We start from the raw sequence: 16,369 nt of genomic DNA on the forward strand, positions 1-16,369 counted from the left end.
ATGTATAATAGCTTACTTTCAAAAAAGGAGTAAAAAATGGAAGTGAAAATTTATTATTGTAATCTTTGAAATTACAAACCACAAGCTGCAAGGGTTGCAGAAGAAATACAAAATGAATTCAAAGATGCGCAAATTTCTACCATAGAAAAAGGTGGTGGTCATTTTATAGTAGAAGTAGATGGTAAAATCATTTACTCTAAAAAAGACTTATTTAACTGCGAAGTAGATAGATTTCCTCATGAGGGAGAAATTGCTAAACTTATGAAGCAAATGTAAGCTAAACCCTCATTAACGAGGGTTTATTTTGTCAAAGGAACAAGCATTCCATCATAAAGTTTTATATAAACTTCTTCTGAGCATAAATACTTAACAAGCTCTAAACCAAATAAAATAGCCGTAGCGGGTCCAGCTGCTGTGATGACATTTTCATTTACTACAACTGCTTTATTTACTCTTACACCTTCAATATCTACTTCACAACCAGGATAACAAGAAAACTCTCCACTAATTACTCCTGCTTTTGCTAATACCATAGGCGAAGCACAAATAGCAGCTACGATTTTTTTCTTTGCATGTAAATCTTGTATAATTTTTATGATAGTTTGATTATTTTTTAAATTCATCATACCTTCAAATCCACCTGCAAGAGCAATTGCATCTAAATTTTCTTGATCAACATTAGCTAAACTTACATCAGCTTTTACACAAATTCCATTAGCACCTTGAACTAAAAGCTCATCATCTAGCGAAGCAATAATTACTTCTAAATTTCCACTAGCTTCCCCTGCTCTTTTTAAAACATCAGCTATACCTATAAACTCAGCCTCTTCAAAACCCTTTGCTAAAGGCACTAAAACTTTTTTCATTTTCTCTCCTTTTAGTCGATAAATCTTTTATTTAACTCGTGAAAATACTCTATGCGTCTATCGCGTAAAAATGGCCACCATCTGCGAACATTTTCACATCTTTGCATATCTATTTCAACAATCTTACAAAGTTCTTGTTTATCATCAGCCCTAAAAAGCTCTTCACCTTGAGCTCCAAAGACAAAAGAATTTCCCCAAAATCTTATACCTTCTTCTACGCCACTTTCATCTTTTTCAAAACCCACTCTATTAATAGCCACCACAGGTAAGCCATTAGCTATGGCATGACCTCTTTGCACACCAACCCAAGCTTCAAGTTGTCTTTGCTTTTCTTCTTTTTCATCTTTATCAAACCAACCAATAGCAGTAGGGTAAATCAAAATTTGAGCCCCTTTTAAAGCCATTAACCTAGCAGCTTCAGGATACCATTGATCCCAGCATATTAAAACTCCAAGTTTTCCAACACTTGTTTGTATAGGTTCAAAACCCAAATCACCTGGAGTAAAATAAAATTTTTCATAAAAACAAGGATCATCAGGTATATGCATTTTGCGGTATTTACCTGCTATGGAGCCATCTTTTTCAAATACCACACTAGTATTATGATAAAGCCCTGCACTTCTTTTTTCAAATAAAGAAGTTACCAAAACAACTTTATTTTCTTTAGCCACATTAGACCAAAACTTAACATCTTCTTCATAGTCATTTGCCAAATCAAAAAAGTTTGTATTTTCACTTTGACAAAAATACTGCGTTTGATGAAGTTCTTGCAAGCATACAAGCTCAGCCTTTTCCTTTGCTACTTGTTTGATAAGTTCGCATGTTTTTTCTATAGTTTTTTCTTTATTTTGTTTAAATTCTTGCTGAATGAGTGCTAATTTCATTTTTATTCCTTTCTTCTTCTGAATCATCATAAGGGTCTAAGTGAATATGAATATTCCAAAAATCATCTTTAAAATGCTCCCTTATACTATCTTCAATCTCATCACCGATTTTATGAGCTTTTAAAAGTGATATTGTAGGTTCAAAAACCAAATGCACACTAACATAAAGTATATCAGGACTTTTTCTAGTTTTTAGATGATGAAAGCTTTTAATTTCTTTATTTGCACTTATAATTTGTTTAATCACTTCAACTTGTTCTTTATCAATTGCCACATCTAATAAAATTTTAGAACTTTCTTTGATGATTTTAAAAGCTGAAAAAATCGTATATAAACTTATAGCTATACCAAATAAACCATCAATAAAATGATAATTTGTAAAAGCTATAATCACAAGTGCTAAAAGCGTTAGAGCATTAGTTAAAAAGTCTATTTTATAATGCAAGCTATCAGCTTTTATAATTAAACTTTTAGTTTTTTTAGCAACATAATTTAAAAAAACCACCAAACACAAAGTCACAGCCATAGCAAAAGCCATAACAAAAATTCCAAGATCAAGTTTTTCTACGCTTTCTTGGTTGTGAATTTTTAAGACACTTTCATAAAAAATATAAACCCCAATCCCACTAATAACAAGACCTTCAAAAAGTCCCATTAATGCTTCGATTTTACTAAGACCAAAATTATATTCTTTACTAGAGCCTTGAGAGCTTTTTTTTAAAGCTAAAAAATTTAAACCCGAAATCACACAATCAAGCAAAGAATCAATCGCACTAGAAAGCACCGCAACAGATCCTGAAGCTAAACCTACCACAAATTTAACAATAGCTAAAAAAATAGCACAAGCACTTGCAATGATGGTTGCACTTTTTTGCAAATTCATCTTTGCCCTTCATAGCGGTTTTGACAAGAACAATGCAAAGAACCATTTTGTCTTAAAAATACTCTTGCATCAACCCCTACTACTTTTCTATCTTTGCATACTTTTTGTAAATTTTCTAATACCAAAACATCGTTTTCATCATTATAAGTTGGCACTATCAAGCCACCATTAACAAAAACAAAATTTGCATAAGTAGCACCAAGTCTTTTATCTTCAAAATATAAAGGCTTAGGTAAAGGAAGCTCTAATAAATCAAATCCTGTTTTTTTAAGCTCATCTTCCATAGCTTTTAAGGGTTTATAATGCTCATCATTTTCATCTTTACACACACAATAAGCAATGGTTTTTTCATTGATAAATCTTGCTAAAGTATCTATATGATGATCAGTATCATCACCTTTTATATAACCATGATTTAACCATATAATTTGCTTTAGGCCAAAAATTTCTTTTAACTTAGTTTCAATTTGTTCTTTATTTAAGCGTGAATTTCTATTTTCATTTAACAAACAAGCACTCGTTGTAAGCATTACTCCTTGTCCGTTAAAATCAATACTCCCGCCTTCTAAGATAAAATCAATTTTTTCTAATTTTCCGCTTAGTTTTTGAGTAAAAAGTTTTGAATTTACTGCATTATCTAAAGTGCTTTGAAATTTATCTCCCCAAGCATTAAAAGTAAAATCAAGCGCCAAAAGCTTATCATCTTCACGCACATCAATTGCGCCAAAATCTCTAATCCAAGTATCATTCGTATCACATTTAAAAAAATCTACATTTTTTATACACTTAAATCTTTGAAAGTCTTTTTCATTTGGTGCTACAAGCAAAACTTTTTGAAAACTAGCTACAGCTTTAATAAATTCTTCATAGCTTTGTAAAATCTCTTCTAAATAAGGCTTCCAATCACTATTTTCATGAGGTAAGGAAAGTAAAAGTAATTCTTGATTTTCCCACTCTGCTATGCTTTTTCTCATTTTGATACCTTTTTTGATAATTAAAAAAGTATTTTAGCATTTTTAATGATAGTTTTTTACTCTTTTTTTAAAACCCAAGCAAAATACCATATCGCAAAAGATAAAAGTAAAATCACAAAAAGCTTTTTATCATACACTCCAAAACCTATATAAAGCACAGAATACATAAAACCAAAACTTCCCGCATAAATGCAAATTCTACTCATTAAACCATTTTCTACCGCTTTAAAACAAGGGCATTTGTGAAAAAATTTCCTTTTTGCTTCTTTGGGTTTAAAAAAACTTAAAATCGCACTTAAAATCAGCAAAAAACTTAAAAAATATAAAACCTTATCCATTAATGAAAATACCTTAGCCAAGCAGGAATTGCTTTTTGTTCTTCTTTTAAAGAACTTTCTTCTCCATGCCCTGGAAAAAGTTTAAAATCTTTTTCATAAGCTAAAACTTTTAATAAACTCTCTTTCATCTTAGTTGCATCTGAGTAAGGAAAATCCCATCTACCAATGCTACGATAAAATAAAAAATCTCCACTAAAAAGCATATCTTCACCTACAAGCTCTATCATACAACACCCTGGAGTATGTCCTGGAAAATGATGGAATTTAAACTTAAACTCATCTATACTAAATTCATTTTCATTTTCAACCAAAACATCAGCACTTGAGTGCTCAAAGCCATAATTAAAAGGATCTTTTAACATAAAAGCATCATCTTTATGGATAAAAAGTGGGGTTTCATAATCTTTTTTAACCCTAGCATTATCATAAACATGATCATAATGACCATGGGTATTTAAAATAGCTAAAGGTTTGCTTACATTTTCTTTGATAAACTCATAAGCATTCTCACCCGGATCGATGATGATTTGCTTGTTATTATGATCTATAATATAACAATTTGTCTCATACATTCCACATGGTTGTTTTAAAATACGCATAAACTTCCTTTTAACTAAATCAAATATAATTTTAAAAAAATAATATTTAAAGATTTTTTATGAATTATACAAAATTACAAGAATTGTTGATTAATTTTATAAAAAAACAAGCAGGAGATAAAAATCTCATCTTAGGTTTAAGTGGTGGAATAGATTCTGCTGTAGTAGCTTACCTTTGTAAAAAAGCAGTTCAAGATAAATTATTTGCCCTATTAATGCCCACTAAACAATCTAATAAAGAAAATTTAAATGATGCTCTTATGCTTTGTAAAAAATTAAATATAAAATATCAAATTATTTATATTGATGATATTTTACAAAACTTTGAAAAAGTTATCCAAAACCCTACACAACTTCGCATAGGAAATTTAGCCGCAAGAGTGCGTATGAGCTTACTTTATGATTATTCAGCCTTGTATAATGCTTTAGTGGTAGGTACTTCTAATAAAAGTGAATTAATGCTTGGCTATGGAACTATTTATGGAGATTTAGCCTGTGCCTTTAACCCTTTAGCTACACTTTATAAAAGCGAAGTTTTTGAGCTTGCTAAATTTATGGGTGTGCATGAAAATTTTATCAAAAAAGCTCCTAGTGCTGATCTTTGGCCAAATCAAAGCGATGAAAAAGATCTTGGCTACAAATATGAAGTTTTAGATGAAGTTTTAAAAGCTTTAGAAAATAAACAAAGCTTGGAAAATTTTGATGAGAATTTAAAAAATTTAGTCTTAGAGCGTATGCAAAATAATGCTTTTAAAAGAAAACTCCCAACAACATTAAAGAATACATATGACTTGGCTTGATCGGTATTTTTTTAAACCTAATTTTTTACAAAAAACTTTAGCCTTTTTGCTTTTACCTTTTAGTCTTTTATATACAATCATAGCGATTTTAAATACTAAATTTAAAAAAGAACTTGATTTTAATCTGCCTATTATAAGCATAGGTAATCTAACCCTAGGAGGTAACGGAAAAACCCCCATTTGTAAAGCCATAGCAGCTGAATTTAAAGATTGTTTTATCATCTTAAGAGGCTATAAAAGACAAAGTAAAGGTTTAATTGTCGTTAAATATAAAAATGAAATTTTATGCGATATTAAAAAAAGTGGTGATGAAGCTATGGAATATGCGCTAACAAAGCATATTAGCGGGGTGATAGTGAGCGAAGATAGAGTTAAAGGCATACAAAAAGCCATCGAGCTTGGAGCAAAGATTATACTTTTAGATGATGCTTTTTCTAAATTTCACATTAAAAAATTTAACATTTTATTGCAAAGTAAAGATGAGCCATTTTTTAATTTTACTTTACCTAGCGGGGCTTATCGTTTGCCAAAATCTTTTGCTAAAAGGGCTGATTTTATAGCTAAAGAAAATGAAGATTTTGTGCGTTATTCCCATGTAAAAGAAAATCAAAAAGCTATTTTGATTAGCTCTATTGCAAAACCTTTTAGATTATATGAGCATTTTATCAAAGCTAGGGCTTGTTATTTTTTTGCCGATCATTACACATTTCAAAAAGAAGAATTAGAAAAACTTTTAAAAAAACATAACTGCGATACCTTAATGCTGACCTTTAAAGACTATGTAAAGGTAAAAGAATTTGGTTTTAAAACCGAGCTTATTCATCTTGATATCGTTTTAAAAGATAACTTTAAACAAGTTTTGCAAAATTATATTCATCAATTTAACAAAAAGGAAAAAAATGTTACTACACTCAACCCAAGATAAAAATCACCAAGTCAGTTTTTCAAAAGCATTGCTTAGTCCTAGTGCGCCTAATAATGCCCTATATGCACCACTTAATCTACCAAAGCTTGATAATGAAGCTTTAAAAAATTTAAACTACAAAGAATTAGCATTAAAAATCATCGCTGCATTTGAATTTGATTTAGAGCTTGAAGTTTTTGAAAAAGCATTAAAGACTTATGAGAGTTTTGATGATAAAACCTGCCCTATTAATTTAAAAAAAATCAATGATAAGCTTTATATTAACGAATTATTTCATGGGCCAACAAGGGCTTTTAAGGATATGGCTTTGCAACCTTTTGGTGTACTTTTAGAACACTTAAAAAAAGATGATGATTTTTTAATCATGTGTGCTACAAGTGGCGATACAGGACCTGCTACATTAAAAAGCTTTGAAAATAAAAAAGGTATAAAAGTAGTTTGCATTTACCCAAATGAAGGCACAAGCAAAACTCAAGCTTTGCAAATGACACACTCAAATGCAAATAATTTAAAATCCATAGCTATTGAAGGTAATTTTGATGATGCACAAAATGCCCTAAAAAAACTTTTAAATGATGAGGATTTTAAAAATACTTTAAAAGAAGAAAAGCTTAGCTTAAGTGCTGCAAATTCAGTCAATTTTGGAAGAATACTTTTTCAAATCATTTATCATTATTATGCTAGCTTAAAAATCGATAAAACAATTGATATCATCATTCCAAGTGGAAATTTTGGCGATGCTTTGGGGGCTTATTATGCTAAAAAAATGGGGGCAAATATAGATAAAATAAAAATTGCTTCCAATTCAAATAATATCTTGAGTGAATTTTTTAATACAGGCAGATATGACTTAAGAAATAAAAGTTTGCAAAAGACTATTTCTCCGGCTATGGATATACTCATATCATCAAATATAGAAAGATTGCTTTTTGATAAATTTAAAGATAAACGCACCAAAGAGCTTATGCAAGCTTTAAAAAATGAAAAATACTATAAGCTTAACCAAAAAGAACTAAAACTTTTACAAGAAGACTTTGAAGCTGATTTTTGTAATGATGATGAGTGTATGCAATATATCAAACAATACAGCCATTTAGGACTTTTAGATCCTCACACTTGCACTTGTTTTAAAATGCTTAATCTTAACACTACCACACTCATCACTTCCACAGCACAATGGAGTAAATTTACCCCAAGCATGTATCAAGCAATTTATAACAAAGAATGTCAAAATGAACAAGCTTGTATGCAAGAACTTGCAAAAGAATTTAACCAAGAAATTCATCCAAATATCGCAAGTTTATTTACAAGCAAACAAAAGCAAAATCAAGTTTGCAAACTTGAAAATTTAAAACAAACTATTATAGAATGGATAAAACAATGATAATCATACCTGCAAGATTAAAATCAAGTCGTTTTGAAAATAAAATTTTATGTGAAATTGACAATCTACCAATGTTTATTTATACAGCTAAAAAAATGCAAGAAGTTGATGAAGTGTATGTGGCACTTGATGATGAAGAGGTTTTAAAAATAGCACAAAAACATAATATAAAAGCAGTTTTAACAAGCAAAAATCATGAAAGTGGCACAGATAGAATCAACGAAGCTTGTCAAATTTTAAAGCTAAATGAAAATGAGCTTATCATTAATGTTCAAGCTGATGAACCTTTTATAGAAATACAAAATATCAAAAAATTTAAAGAATTTAGCCAAGAAGCTTTTAAAGATGAGTTTTGTTTTATGAGTAGTTGCTATAAAGAAGTAGATGCAAAAACTTGCGAAGATCCTAATTTAGTTAAAGTGGTTATCGATAGTAATGATTTTGCTTTATACTTTTCAAGATCTAAAATTCCTTATGAAAGAGCAAATTATAAACAAAATTTCAAAGCTCATCTTGGAATTTATGCATATAAGGTTAAAAATTTACAAGAATTTTGCACTTTGAAAAACTCAGCCCTTGAAGAGTGTGAAAAATTAGAACAATTAAGAGCTTTAGAAAATGGCAAAAAAATTAAAATGCTAAAAATACAAAGTCAAAGCATAGGTATAGATACAAAAGAAGACTACGAAAGGGCTTTAGCTAAATTTGGAATATTTTAAAATTTACCAAGCAAACATTAATGATTTAGAAGATGTATTAATATTAGCAAGTTCATTATTTAATAAACCCATTGTAAAATTAAAGCACGAATTTGAAAATATATTAAAAGATCAAAAATATGCTGTATTCTTACTTAAAACACAACAATTGTGCATAGGTTTAGCTTATGTTAGTATAAGATATGATTATGTAGAAGGTAGTTCTAGTGCCCCAGTAGGATATCTAGAAGGAATTTATATTAGAGAAAATTTTAGAAGAAAATATTATGCTAAAAAACTACTAGCATATTGCGAGCAGTGGATTTTAAACCAACAAATTAGTGAATTTGCTAGTGATTGTGAATTACAAAACATTAATAGTTTTAATTTTCATATTCAATGTGGCTTTAAAGAAGCTAATAAAATTATTTGTTTTATAAAAAAACTAAATTAAGGAAAAACATGAAAAAAATTATTTTATTGTTTATCTTAGCCTTTTCTCTTAACGCTAAAGATTTAATAGTAGGAATGGAACTAGCTTATCCTCCTTTTGAAATGAGTGATACTAGAGGTAATCCAAGTGGCATTAGTGTAGATTTTTTACAAGCCTTTGCCAAAGAAAAAAACTATGATTTAACAATTCAAAACATAGCTTGGGATGGACTTATACCTGCTTTAAGAACTCAAAAAATAGATCTAATCATGTCTTCTATGAGTATTAGCGAACAAAGAAAAAAAGTAATAGATTTCACTATACCTTATGCTAAGGCAAATTTATCAATACTAAGTGCTAAAAAATCAAATATCAACTCCATAGAAGATTTAAATCAAAAAGGAAAAATCCTTGCCTTAAAAAGAGGATCGAGTGCGCATTTATATGCTCAAAAAAACCTTAAAAATGCAAAAATTTTAGTATTTGATAAAGAAAATGCAGCTATTTTGGAAGTAATCCAAGCTAAAGCTGATGCTTTTATTTATGATCAAATGAGTATTTATAAAGCATGGAAAAAACACCCTGAGCAAACAAAAGCTATTTTCACCCCTTTTGAAAAAACACCTGAGCAATGGGCTATAGCTTTGAATAAAGACAATACCAAATTAAAAGAAGAGCTCAATGAGTTTATTTTAAAATCTAAAGAAAATGGCTTTTTTGATAAACTAAGTCAAAAATATCTCAAAGATATGCAAGAAGTCTTCAAAGAACAAAAGCTTGAGTTTTTCTTTTAAGAAAAACTCTTTTCAAGCTTTCTTGAAAACATAGAAATAGGTAGAGTTAAAATTAAATAACAAAGAGCCAAAGGAATGTAAATTTCTAAGGTTGAAAAAGTAAATGCATTGATTTCTTGAGCATTTTGCGTTAATTCTGAAATAGCTATAACACTCAAAAGAGAGCTATCTTTGATTAAATTACTAAATTGTCCGCTTAAAGGCGCTAGAATATTTTTTAAAGCTTGAGGAAAAATTACACTTTTATAAATTTCAAACTCACTTAAACCCAAAGCCTTGGCACTTTCATATTGCATTTTATCAACACTTAAAATTCCTGCTCTAAATATCTCACAAATATAAGCACTCGCAAATAAAGCTAAAATCAAAACTCCGCAAATATAACGATTATCTAAACCTAAATTATCAGCAAAAATATAATAAATCAATAAAATTTGCACGAGCAAAGGTGTCCCTCTAATAAGCTCTATAAAAACTCTTGCAAACATATTAAAAAGCACAATTTTACAAAGACTCATATAGCACAAAATCAAAGCAAAAATCACCCCTACAATTAAGGACAAAATACTAATGAAAAAACTTGTAAAAAATCCTTGTATCATTTTATCTTTATATTCAAGAATAGCTTTAAAATCAAAATTATAACTAGCACTTAAAAAAGACAAATAAAAAAACAAAAATAATAAAAACACCAATAAAAAAGCATTAATCATATATATTTTTTTACTAATTTTTTTATGCTCATTAAATTTATTATGAACTATAAAGATATTACTCAACTTTCCCTCTATTTGTTATCAAATTTTTTAAGTTTCTCATCATTTAAACTTAATTCCATCTTGCGAATTTCATCTTCACCACTACGCACTAAACTTTTATCATATTTAAAATATTTATTTTTAATTTTATCAGGATATTCTAAAACATTTAGTAGATATTTAAACAAATTAATCCTTGCTTTCTTTTTATTGTCTGAATTAATAATCACCCAAGGACATTTTGGCGTATTTGAAGCTAAAAGCATAGAATATTTTGCTAAAGTATATTTATCCCATAATTCTTGTGATTTTTCATCTACAGCAGAAAGCTTATATTGTTTCAATGGGTCTTTTCTTCTTTGCTCAAAACGCCTTTTTTGTTCTTGTTTAGAAACTGAAAAATAAAACTTAAAAAATAAAATTCCACTATCAAGCAACATTTCTTCAAAAGACGCTACTTCACGCAAGAATTTTTTATGTTCATTTGGGGTACAAAAACCCATAACAGGTTCAACACCTGCTCTATTATACCAAGATCTATCAAAAATCACTATTTCCCCTGCTGCTGGCAAATGCGTTACATAACGCTGAAAATACCATTGTGTTTTTTCCACATCACTAGGTTTTTCGAGTGCAACTACACGACAGCCTCTAGGATTTAAATGCTCAATTAATCTTTTAATAGCACCACCTTTTCCTGCTGCATCACGCCCTTCGATTAAAATTAAAACCTTCAGACCTTTTTCCTTAACATGATTTTGGAATTTTAGAAGTTCAATTTGCAATCTTTTAAGCTCACTTTCATACTCAAGCGTTGATTTTTTTACTTTAATGAGAGTAAATTTATCCTTGTTCATAATAAACTCCTTAATTTAGGATAATTATTAACTCAAATTTACCACAAATAAGTAAAATATCATATTTGTTTATTTCATTTTGAGGAAAAAAATGCGTTTATTGATGATTTTTTTGTTTTTTTTAAATCTAGCTTTTTCTAATAATGGAGTTTTAACTCTTAATGAAGCTTTTAAAGTAAATACTTATAGTGATAAGCAAGGAATTTTTTTAAAAATTAATCTTGCAGATAGAATTTATCTTTATAAAGATCAAACAAAAATAGAATTAAACTCAAAAGATATAACTAAACTCCTTAATTTTCCACCAACACAAACTAGAGAAAATAAAGAAGTGATTTTCAATCAACTTGAACTTTTCTTACCACAATTATTATTAAATGATTTTATTAAAAACGATAAAGCAAAGCTTACATTAACCTATCAAGGTTGCTCTGAAAAAGGTCTATGTTATCGCCCTGTATATATAAACTATGAACTCTATAAACAAAATGAAATTTACACTATAAGCTCTACTAAAGAACAATTTAAAAAGCAAAGTGAAGACGAGCAAATCGCAAAAGATTTAAATACACAAAATGTATTTGTTACACTTTTAACTTTTTTTGGTTATGGCTTATTACTAGCACTTACACCTTGTATTTTACCAATGATTCCTATTCTTTCATCTTTAATTGCAATGAAACTCAAAAACAATCCTTCAAAAAAACATAGCTTTTATTTATCTTTTATCTATGTCTTTTTTATGTCTTTAGCTTATGCTATAGCAGGTGCATTAGTTGGATTTGCAGGATCTAATATACAAGGTTTGTTACAACAACCTTGGATTATTGTCACTTTTGCAAGCATTTTCATTTTACTCTCTCTTTCCATGTTTGGACTTTATGAATTACAACTTCCACTTAAATTTCAAAACTATATTAATAAAAAAATAAATAACAAAAGTGGATTTTTCGGTATAGCTATCATGGGATTTTTATCAGCACTAATAGTAGGACCTTGTGTAGCTGCACCCCTAGCTGGAGTTTTACTTTATATAACAAATAGCGGAGATGTCTTACTGGGTGGGCTTTCTTTATTTGTAATGAGTTTTGGCATGGGTATGCCTTTACTCTTAATAGGACTTGGAGGAAGCTTCTTAAAAAGTGGGGCTTGGATGCTAAAAATAAAAGTTTTCTTTGGTTTTATAATGCTTATCATGGCTGTATGGATGCTCGAAAGAGTTCTTAATGCAAATATCATCTTAATGCTTTATGGAATTATAGGGGTATTTTTTGCTAGTTTTATGGGCTTATTTGATGAAGTAAAGAATAATTTTGATAAATTCAAAAAAGCAAGTATGATATTAGTTTTAGCTTATAGCTTGAGCATCCTTTTGGGAGGTTTTATGGGTTCAAAAAGTCTATTAAAACCTCTTGAGTTTAACACTGCTTTATCATTAAAAACTACCTCTAGTTTAAATTTTAAGGCGATAAAAAATTTACAAGAACTGCAAGAAGAATTACAAAATTCAACCAAGCCAGTTATGTTAGAATTTACAGCTACTTGGTGCGAAAACTGCAAGCTTTTAGAAGAATATACTTTTAAAGATACAAAAGTTCAAGATTTACTAAGTAAATATACTCTTTTAAAAGCAGATGTTACACATAATACTCAAGAAGATCTAGCACTTATGAAAGAATTTAATGTATTTGGTCCTCCAGTAATGATTTTCTTTGATAAAGGTGAAGAAAAAGGTCGTATTATAGGATATATAGATGCAAATGATTTTTTAGAAAAAACACTTAATTTCTTTGCAAATTAGTAAAATCAAATACTATGAAAAATTTCATTTTGTATTTATAAAAGATATTTATTTAAATTCTTTAACAAATTTATACTAATCATATTCTTGATAATGAAATAGTAGATAAATTCCATCATGGAAATTTATAAAAAGTGGTCTTTATAAATAGTGTTCAAAATTATACTTCATGGAATAATTTTTAAATAAAAGTTTAAATTTTGGTGATATGAGAAAGAATTTAAGTATCGTTAGTTTAAATGAAAATGTAGTTTATTGCGAAGATATACATGAATTGGTCTTGTATTTTACAAGTAAGCTAACCTTGCAAACCTTGCTTTAAAATTTCTAGTATTCATAATCATCCAAATTTCACTCAAGAAATTTTCAAAAGCAAAAAATCGAAATTGTATTATAGAGTTTTAAATATGGCGTGATAAATAAAAACTAAAATCAAAATCTTATAAAAAGATGAAGTAGTTTCAAGTATTATGGAATTAAACAAGTTGTTTCAATCCTTTTAAAAATTCCAATTCTTTAGAAAAATTAGAAAAAATCCACCCTAGCAAAAGGATGGAAAGAAAGCATATAAGTTATATTAAAATCATTCTTATGGTAATTCTTAATATGTTTATTTAAAAAAACCTTTAAGACCTATAAGTTGATACTGCCATAGCTTTTCTATAAAAATTTTAAGTTTTATCGCCAAAATACCGCTAATTGGTTTGTGTAAAACCGTGCCAACTGCATAATCATTTCCTATAGAACAAACAGTATTACCACTAATAAAAGAAAATTTTTGTTTAAACTCTTTTTCATCTACCATAGCCATTAAAGCTTTAGCTACATAAGCTCCCTCTCTTAATGCAAGTTGAGCAGTTGGCGGATAAGGGGTGTTTGTTTTTGGATTTTTAAATATACTATTATCACCTATAAAAAAGTATTTTGATGAATTTTCTACATTTAAAGGATGCATAAAAGCATCAACTTCTATGCGTGATCTAATACTTGGAAAATCTGTGCTATTTTCTATCACAGCATTTCCCCTAACACCAGCAGTCCAAACGATAGTATTTGCTTTGATAAACTCCCCTCCTTCAAGTCTTATGCCATTTTTTTCACATTCTATGATTTTGGATTTTTCATATACTTTTACACCAAGTTGCTCAAGTTTATTTCTTGCTTTTAAAGCTAGATTTTTATCAAACATTGGTAAAATTTGATCCATTGCTTCAACAATAGAAAGTTTTATTTTTTCATAAGCAATACCTTCTTTACTACAAAGAGCTCTGAGTTCTTTTGCTAAAGAAGCTATAAATTCAATGCCACTTAAACCTCCACCACATACTACAATTTTTAAATCATCATCATTTTGTGAATGTTTATAACTTTTGATTTTTTCATATATATTTTCATTAATTTTTAATGCATTTTCATAATTATCAATACTCAAAGCATATTCTTGCATACCTTTAATACCAAAAGTCTCTTTTTCAAAACCAAGCCCACATACTAAAATATCAAAATCAAATTCTTTATTTTTAGTAAAAACCTTATCTTTAGAAATTTTTACCACTTCATCTTGAAAAAAATTAATTTTTGGATTTAACAAAGGCAAAAGATCATATTTTGAACTATAAATATCTTCATTAGAAGCTACTTTGTGTAATAAAATAGTATGATAATGGTAAGAATTATTATTAATTAAACTAACTTCTACTTTTGCAAAAAACTCATCTGGCAGTGCTTTTATAGTTGATAAAGTAGCATACCCTGCTCCTAAAAATAAAATTTTTTTCTTTTGCATGGATTTTCCTTTAATTTGATAAAAAAATAAATAAAATTTTGGCATAATGGTATTATTTTTTATCTTAAAATATTTTTTATTTAATTTTAACAAGGAAAAAGCATGCAAAGACAAACTTGGAGCAATACGCTAACTTATATCCTTACAGTAGCAGGAGCGACCATCGGTTTTGGAGCCACTTGGCGTTTCCCATATTTGGTAGGTGAAAATGGTGGTGGTGCTTATGTTTTAACCTTTTGCATTGCAATGATTTTCATAGGCATTCCTGTGATTTTAGTAGAGAATGTCATAGGAAGACGCAGAATGCTAAATTCAGTTGATGCCTTTAGTGGAAAAACTAATGATGGAGTTACAATCTCTAATTCATGGAAAAGTGTTGGCTATATGGGACTTTTGGGAAGTTTTGGAATTATGGCTTATTATATGGTAATAGGTGGCTGGGTTTTAGCTTATATTTTTAAAATCGTCATAGGAGATTTTAATCTCTCAAGTCCAATAAATGCTCAATATACAAGCCAATTTTATAGCTCAACCATAGAAAATAATCCTTTATTAATAGGAATTTTTACAACTATATTTGTGATAATTAACTGGATTATCTTAAAAAAAGGCGTGATAGATGGTATAGAAAAGTCAGTAAAATATCTTATGCCTTTTTTATTTATCTGTCTTTTGGTTGTCGTTATAAGAAATTTAACTCTTGAAGGAGCAAGCGAGGGTGTGAAATTTTACCTTACTCCTGATCTTTCTAAAATCACTCCTAAATTATTTATAGATGTTTTAGGACAAGTATTTTTTGCCTTATCTTTAGGCTTTGGTGTGATGATAACCCTATCTTCTCATCTTAAAAAAAATGAAAATTTAATTAAAACTTCTATTTATACTGGAATTTTAAATACTCTTATAGCAGTACTTGCTGGTTTTATGATTTTCCCTGCTTTATTTAGCGTAGGTTTAACTCCTGATAGTGGGCCATCTTTGGTTTTTAAAACCTTACCTGTTGCTTTTTCACATATACCTTTTGGAAGTATAATTTGTGTATTTTTCTTTTTACTTTTAATCGTTGCTGCACTTACTACAAGCTTGCCAATTTATCAAGTAATCATTAGTGTTTTAGAAGAAAAATTTAAACTAGCTAAGAATACTGCTATCAATCTAACGCTTGGAAGCATTTTTATGCTAGGAAATTTACCTTGCATACTTACTTATGGCCCTTTAAAAGATATCACTATCATTAAAGGAAAAAATATTTTTGATAGTTTTGATTTTATTAGTGGAAATATCTTTTTTGTTTTAACTGCATTTTTTTGTTGTATTTATGTAGGTTGGATACTTAAAAAAGATGCTATTTATGAACTTTCAAATCAAAATACACTAAAAGGAAATGTTTTTAAACTATGGTATTACTATGTTAAATTTATCATACCTTTAATTATCTTAGTGATTTTTTATTTTGGTATTTTTTAATTTAATAAAAGACTAATTTTTATACAATAACAAATTATATAAAATTAGGAGACAAAATAAGAAAACTACCTTATGTCTTTTAGCAACTCTTATTTTTAGTGAGTGTGCTCAACATATTGCAA

The 16,369-nt window shown here is 28.7% G+C and carries 18 protein-coding genes; 9 read left to right on the forward strand and 9 right to left on the reverse strand.

Annotated elements, in window-relative coordinates:
* The first annotated feature begins 36 nt into the window (after positions 1-36).
* A complete protein-coding gene (locus tag CARM_RS08505; protein WP_268904504.1) occupies positions 37-276 on the forward strand; it encodes a SelT/SelW/SelH family (seleno)protein in 240 nt (79 codons plus the stop codon).
* Between the two features lie 23 nt (positions 277-299).
* Here CARM_RS08505 and CARM_RS04625 read toward each other — a convergent pair whose 3' ends face one another.
* The 6 genes from CARM_RS04625 to CARM_RS04650 are packed head-to-tail and all read right to left on the reverse strand — an operon-like array spanning position 300 to position 4,544.
* Entirely contained in the window at positions 300-866 is a 567-nt protein-coding gene (locus CARM_RS04625) for a DJ-1 family glyoxalase III (RefSeq protein WP_139425445.1), read from the reverse strand.
* Between the two features lie 11 nt (positions 867-877).
* A complete protein-coding gene (locus CARM_RS04630) occupies positions 878-1,750 on the reverse strand; it encodes an N-carbamoylputrescine amidohydrolase (RefSeq protein WP_139425447.1) in 873 nt (290 codons plus the stop codon).
* A complete protein-coding gene (locus tag CARM_RS04635) occupies positions 1,719-2,633 on the reverse strand; it encodes a cation diffusion facilitator family transporter (protein WP_139425449.1) in 915 nt (304 codons plus the stop codon). Before CARM_RS04635 ends, CARM_RS04630 begins: the two co-directional genes overlap by 32 nt.
* Entirely contained in the window at positions 2,630-3,607 is a 978-nt protein-coding gene (locus CARM_RS04640) for an agmatine deiminase family protein (protein WP_139425451.1), read from the reverse strand. Before CARM_RS04640 ends, CARM_RS04635 begins: the two co-directional genes overlap by 4 nt.
* Before the next feature lie 56 nt (positions 3,608-3,663).
* Positions 3,664-3,945 (reverse strand): hypothetical protein, encoded by a 282-nt coding sequence (locus CARM_RS04645; protein ID WP_139425453.1) that lies wholly within the window; start codon positions 3,943-3,945, stop codon positions 3,664-3,666.
* Entirely contained in the window at positions 3,945-4,544 is a 600-nt protein-coding gene (locus tag CARM_RS04650) for an MBL fold metallo-hydrolase (RefSeq protein ID WP_139425455.1), read from the reverse strand. Before CARM_RS04650 ends, CARM_RS04645 begins: the two co-directional genes overlap by 1 nt.
* Before the next feature lie 59 nt (positions 4,545-4,603).
* On the opposite strand from CARM_RS04650, the gene CARM_RS04655 reads away from it, so the two are divergent.
* From CARM_RS04655 to CARM_RS04680, 6 genes are read left to right on the forward strand one after another with little or no spacing between them, the layout of a single operon-like run.
* Entirely contained in the window at positions 4,604-5,344 is a 741-nt protein-coding gene (locus CARM_RS04655; RefSeq protein WP_139425457.1) for an NAD+ synthase, read from the forward strand.
* Positions 5,331-6,269: a tetraacyldisaccharide 4'-kinase gene (locus CARM_RS04660; RefSeq protein WP_139425459.1), complete on the forward strand. Its 939-nt coding sequence runs from the start codon at positions 5,331-5,333 to the stop codon at positions 6,267-6,269. Before CARM_RS04655 ends, CARM_RS04660 begins: the two co-directional genes overlap by 14 nt.
* The gene (gene thrC, locus CARM_RS04665) at positions 6,244-7,653 is read left to right on the forward strand and encodes a threonine synthase (RefSeq protein ID WP_139425461.1); all 1,410 of its coding nucleotides are present in this window, start codon (positions 6,244-6,246) and stop codon (positions 7,651-7,653) included. Before CARM_RS04660 ends, thrC begins: the two co-directional genes overlap by 26 nt.
* Entirely contained in the window at positions 7,650-8,372 is a 723-nt protein-coding gene (kdsB, locus tag CARM_RS04670) for a 3-deoxy-manno-octulosonate cytidylyltransferase (RefSeq protein WP_039667058.1), read from the forward strand. The genes thrC and kdsB overlap by 4 nt, the downstream gene beginning before the upstream one ends.
* Complete coding sequence (gene aac(6'), locus CARM_RS04675) at positions 8,359-8,805, forward strand: aminoglycoside 6'-N-acetyltransferase (RefSeq protein ID WP_139425463.1); 447 nt, start codon at positions 8,359-8,361, stop codon at positions 8,803-8,805. Before kdsB ends, aac(6') begins: the two co-directional genes overlap by 14 nt.
* Positions 8,806-8,813: 8 nt before the next feature.
* Positions 8,814-9,578, forward strand: coding sequence for a transporter substrate-binding domain-containing protein (locus CARM_RS04680; protein WP_139425465.1), 765 nt, complete (start codon positions 8,814-8,816; stop codon positions 9,576-9,578).
* Here the strand turns inward: CARM_RS04680 and CARM_RS04685 are convergent.
* Both CARM_RS04685 and ppk2 read right to left on the reverse strand, forming a co-directional pair.
* Positions 9,575-10,291, reverse strand: coding sequence for an amino acid ABC transporter permease (locus CARM_RS04685; protein ID WP_236633061.1), 717 nt, complete (start codon positions 10,289-10,291; stop codon positions 9,575-9,577). The genes CARM_RS04680 and CARM_RS04685 overlap by 4 nt on opposite strands.
* 74 nt (positions 10,292-10,365) lie before the next feature.
* Entirely contained in the window at positions 10,366-11,193 is an 828-nt protein-coding gene (gene ppk2 / locus CARM_RS04690; protein WP_139425469.1) for a polyphosphate kinase 2, read from the reverse strand.
* A 91-nt stretch (positions 11,194-11,284) separates the two neighbouring features.
* Between ppk2 and dsbD the strand changes: the two genes are divergently transcribed.
* Complete coding sequence (gene dsbD, locus CARM_RS04695; protein ID WP_139425471.1) at positions 11,285-12,994, forward strand: protein-disulfide reductase DsbD; 1,710 nt, start codon at positions 11,285-11,287, stop codon at positions 12,992-12,994.
* Between the two features lie 610 nt (positions 12,995-13,604).
* On the opposite strand, the gene CARM_RS04700 is transcribed toward dsbD, so the two are convergent.
* Positions 13,605-14,780 carry an NAD(P)/FAD-dependent oxidoreductase gene (locus CARM_RS04700; protein WP_161593809.1) on the reverse strand — a complete coding sequence of 392 codons (1,176 nt, stop codon included), beginning with the start codon at positions 14,778-14,780 and terminating at the stop codon, positions 13,605-13,607.
* 102 nt (positions 14,781-14,882) lie between these two features.
* Here CARM_RS04700 and CARM_RS04705 point away from each other — a divergent pair, with 102 nt between their 5' ends.
* Positions 14,883-16,247, forward strand: coding sequence for a sodium-dependent transporter (locus CARM_RS04705; protein ID WP_139425475.1), 1,365 nt, complete (start codon positions 14,883-14,885; stop codon positions 16,245-16,247).
* The last annotated feature ends 122 nt before the right edge of the window (positions 16,248-16,369 follow it).

The sequence above is a fragment of the Campylobacter armoricus genome (assembly GCF_013372105.1).
Taxonomy (GTDB): Bacteria; Campylobacterota; Campylobacteria; order Campylobacterales; family Campylobacteraceae; genus Campylobacter_D; species Campylobacter_D armoricus.

Excerpts from the sequence above, each read along its gene's own strand:
- ppk2 (WP_139425469.1), bottom strand. The coding sequence starts at position 11,193 with ATGAACAAGGATAAATTTACTCTCATTAAAGTAAAAAAATCAACGCTT.
- thrC (WP_139425461.1), top strand. The coding sequence starts at position 6,244 with ATGTTACTACACTCAACCCAAGATAAAAATCACCAAGTCAGTTTTTCA.
- kdsB (WP_039667058.1), top strand. The coding sequence starts at position 7,650 with ATGATAATCATACCTGCAAGATTAAAATCAAGTCGTTTTGAAAATAAA.
- CARM_RS04645 (WP_139425453.1), bottom strand. The coding sequence starts at position 3,945 with ATGGATAAGGTTTTATATTTTTTAAGTTTTTTGCTGATTTTAAGTGCG.
- CARM_RS04655 (WP_139425457.1), top strand. The coding sequence starts at position 4,604 with ATGAATTATACAAAATTACAAGAATTGTTGATTAATTTTATAAAAAAA.
- CARM_RS04625 (WP_139425445.1), bottom strand. The coding sequence starts at position 866 with ATGAAAAAAGTTTTAGTGCCTTTAGCAAAGGGTTTTGAAGAGGCTGAG.
- CARM_RS04680 (WP_139425465.1), top strand. The coding sequence starts at position 8,814 with ATGAAAAAAATTATTTTATTGTTTATCTTAGCCTTTTCTCTTAACGCT.
- CARM_RS04700 (WP_161593809.1), bottom strand. The coding sequence starts at position 14,780 with ATGCAAAAGAAAAAAATTTTATTTTTAGGAGCAGGGTATGCTACTTTA.
- dsbD (WP_139425471.1), top strand. The coding sequence starts at position 11,285 with ATGCGTTTATTGATGATTTTTTTGTTTTTTTTAAATCTAGCTTTTTCT.
- CARM_RS04685 (WP_236633061.1), bottom strand. The coding sequence starts at position 10,291 with ATGATTAATGCTTTTTTATTGGTGTTTTTATTATTTTTGTTTTTTTAT.
- CARM_RS04705 (WP_139425475.1), top strand. The coding sequence starts at position 14,883 with ATGCAAAGACAAACTTGGAGCAATACGCTAACTTATATCCTTACAGTA.
- CARM_RS04640 (WP_139425451.1), bottom strand. The coding sequence starts at position 3,607 with ATGAGAAAAAGCATAGCAGAGTGGGAAAATCAAGAATTACTTTTACTT.
- CARM_RS04650 (WP_139425455.1), bottom strand. The coding sequence starts at position 4,544 with ATGCGTATTTTAAAACAACCATGTGGAATGTATGAGACAAATTGTTAT.
- CARM_RS04635 (WP_139425449.1), bottom strand. The coding sequence starts at position 2,633 with ATGAATTTGCAAAAAAGTGCAACCATCATTGCAAGTGCTTGTGCTATT.
- CARM_RS04660 (WP_139425459.1), top strand. The coding sequence starts at position 5,331 with ATGACTTGGCTTGATCGGTATTTTTTTAAACCTAATTTTTTACAAAAA.
- CARM_RS04630 (WP_139425447.1), bottom strand. The coding sequence starts at position 1,750 with ATGAAATTAGCACTCATTCAGCAAGAATTTAAACAAAATAAAGAAAAA.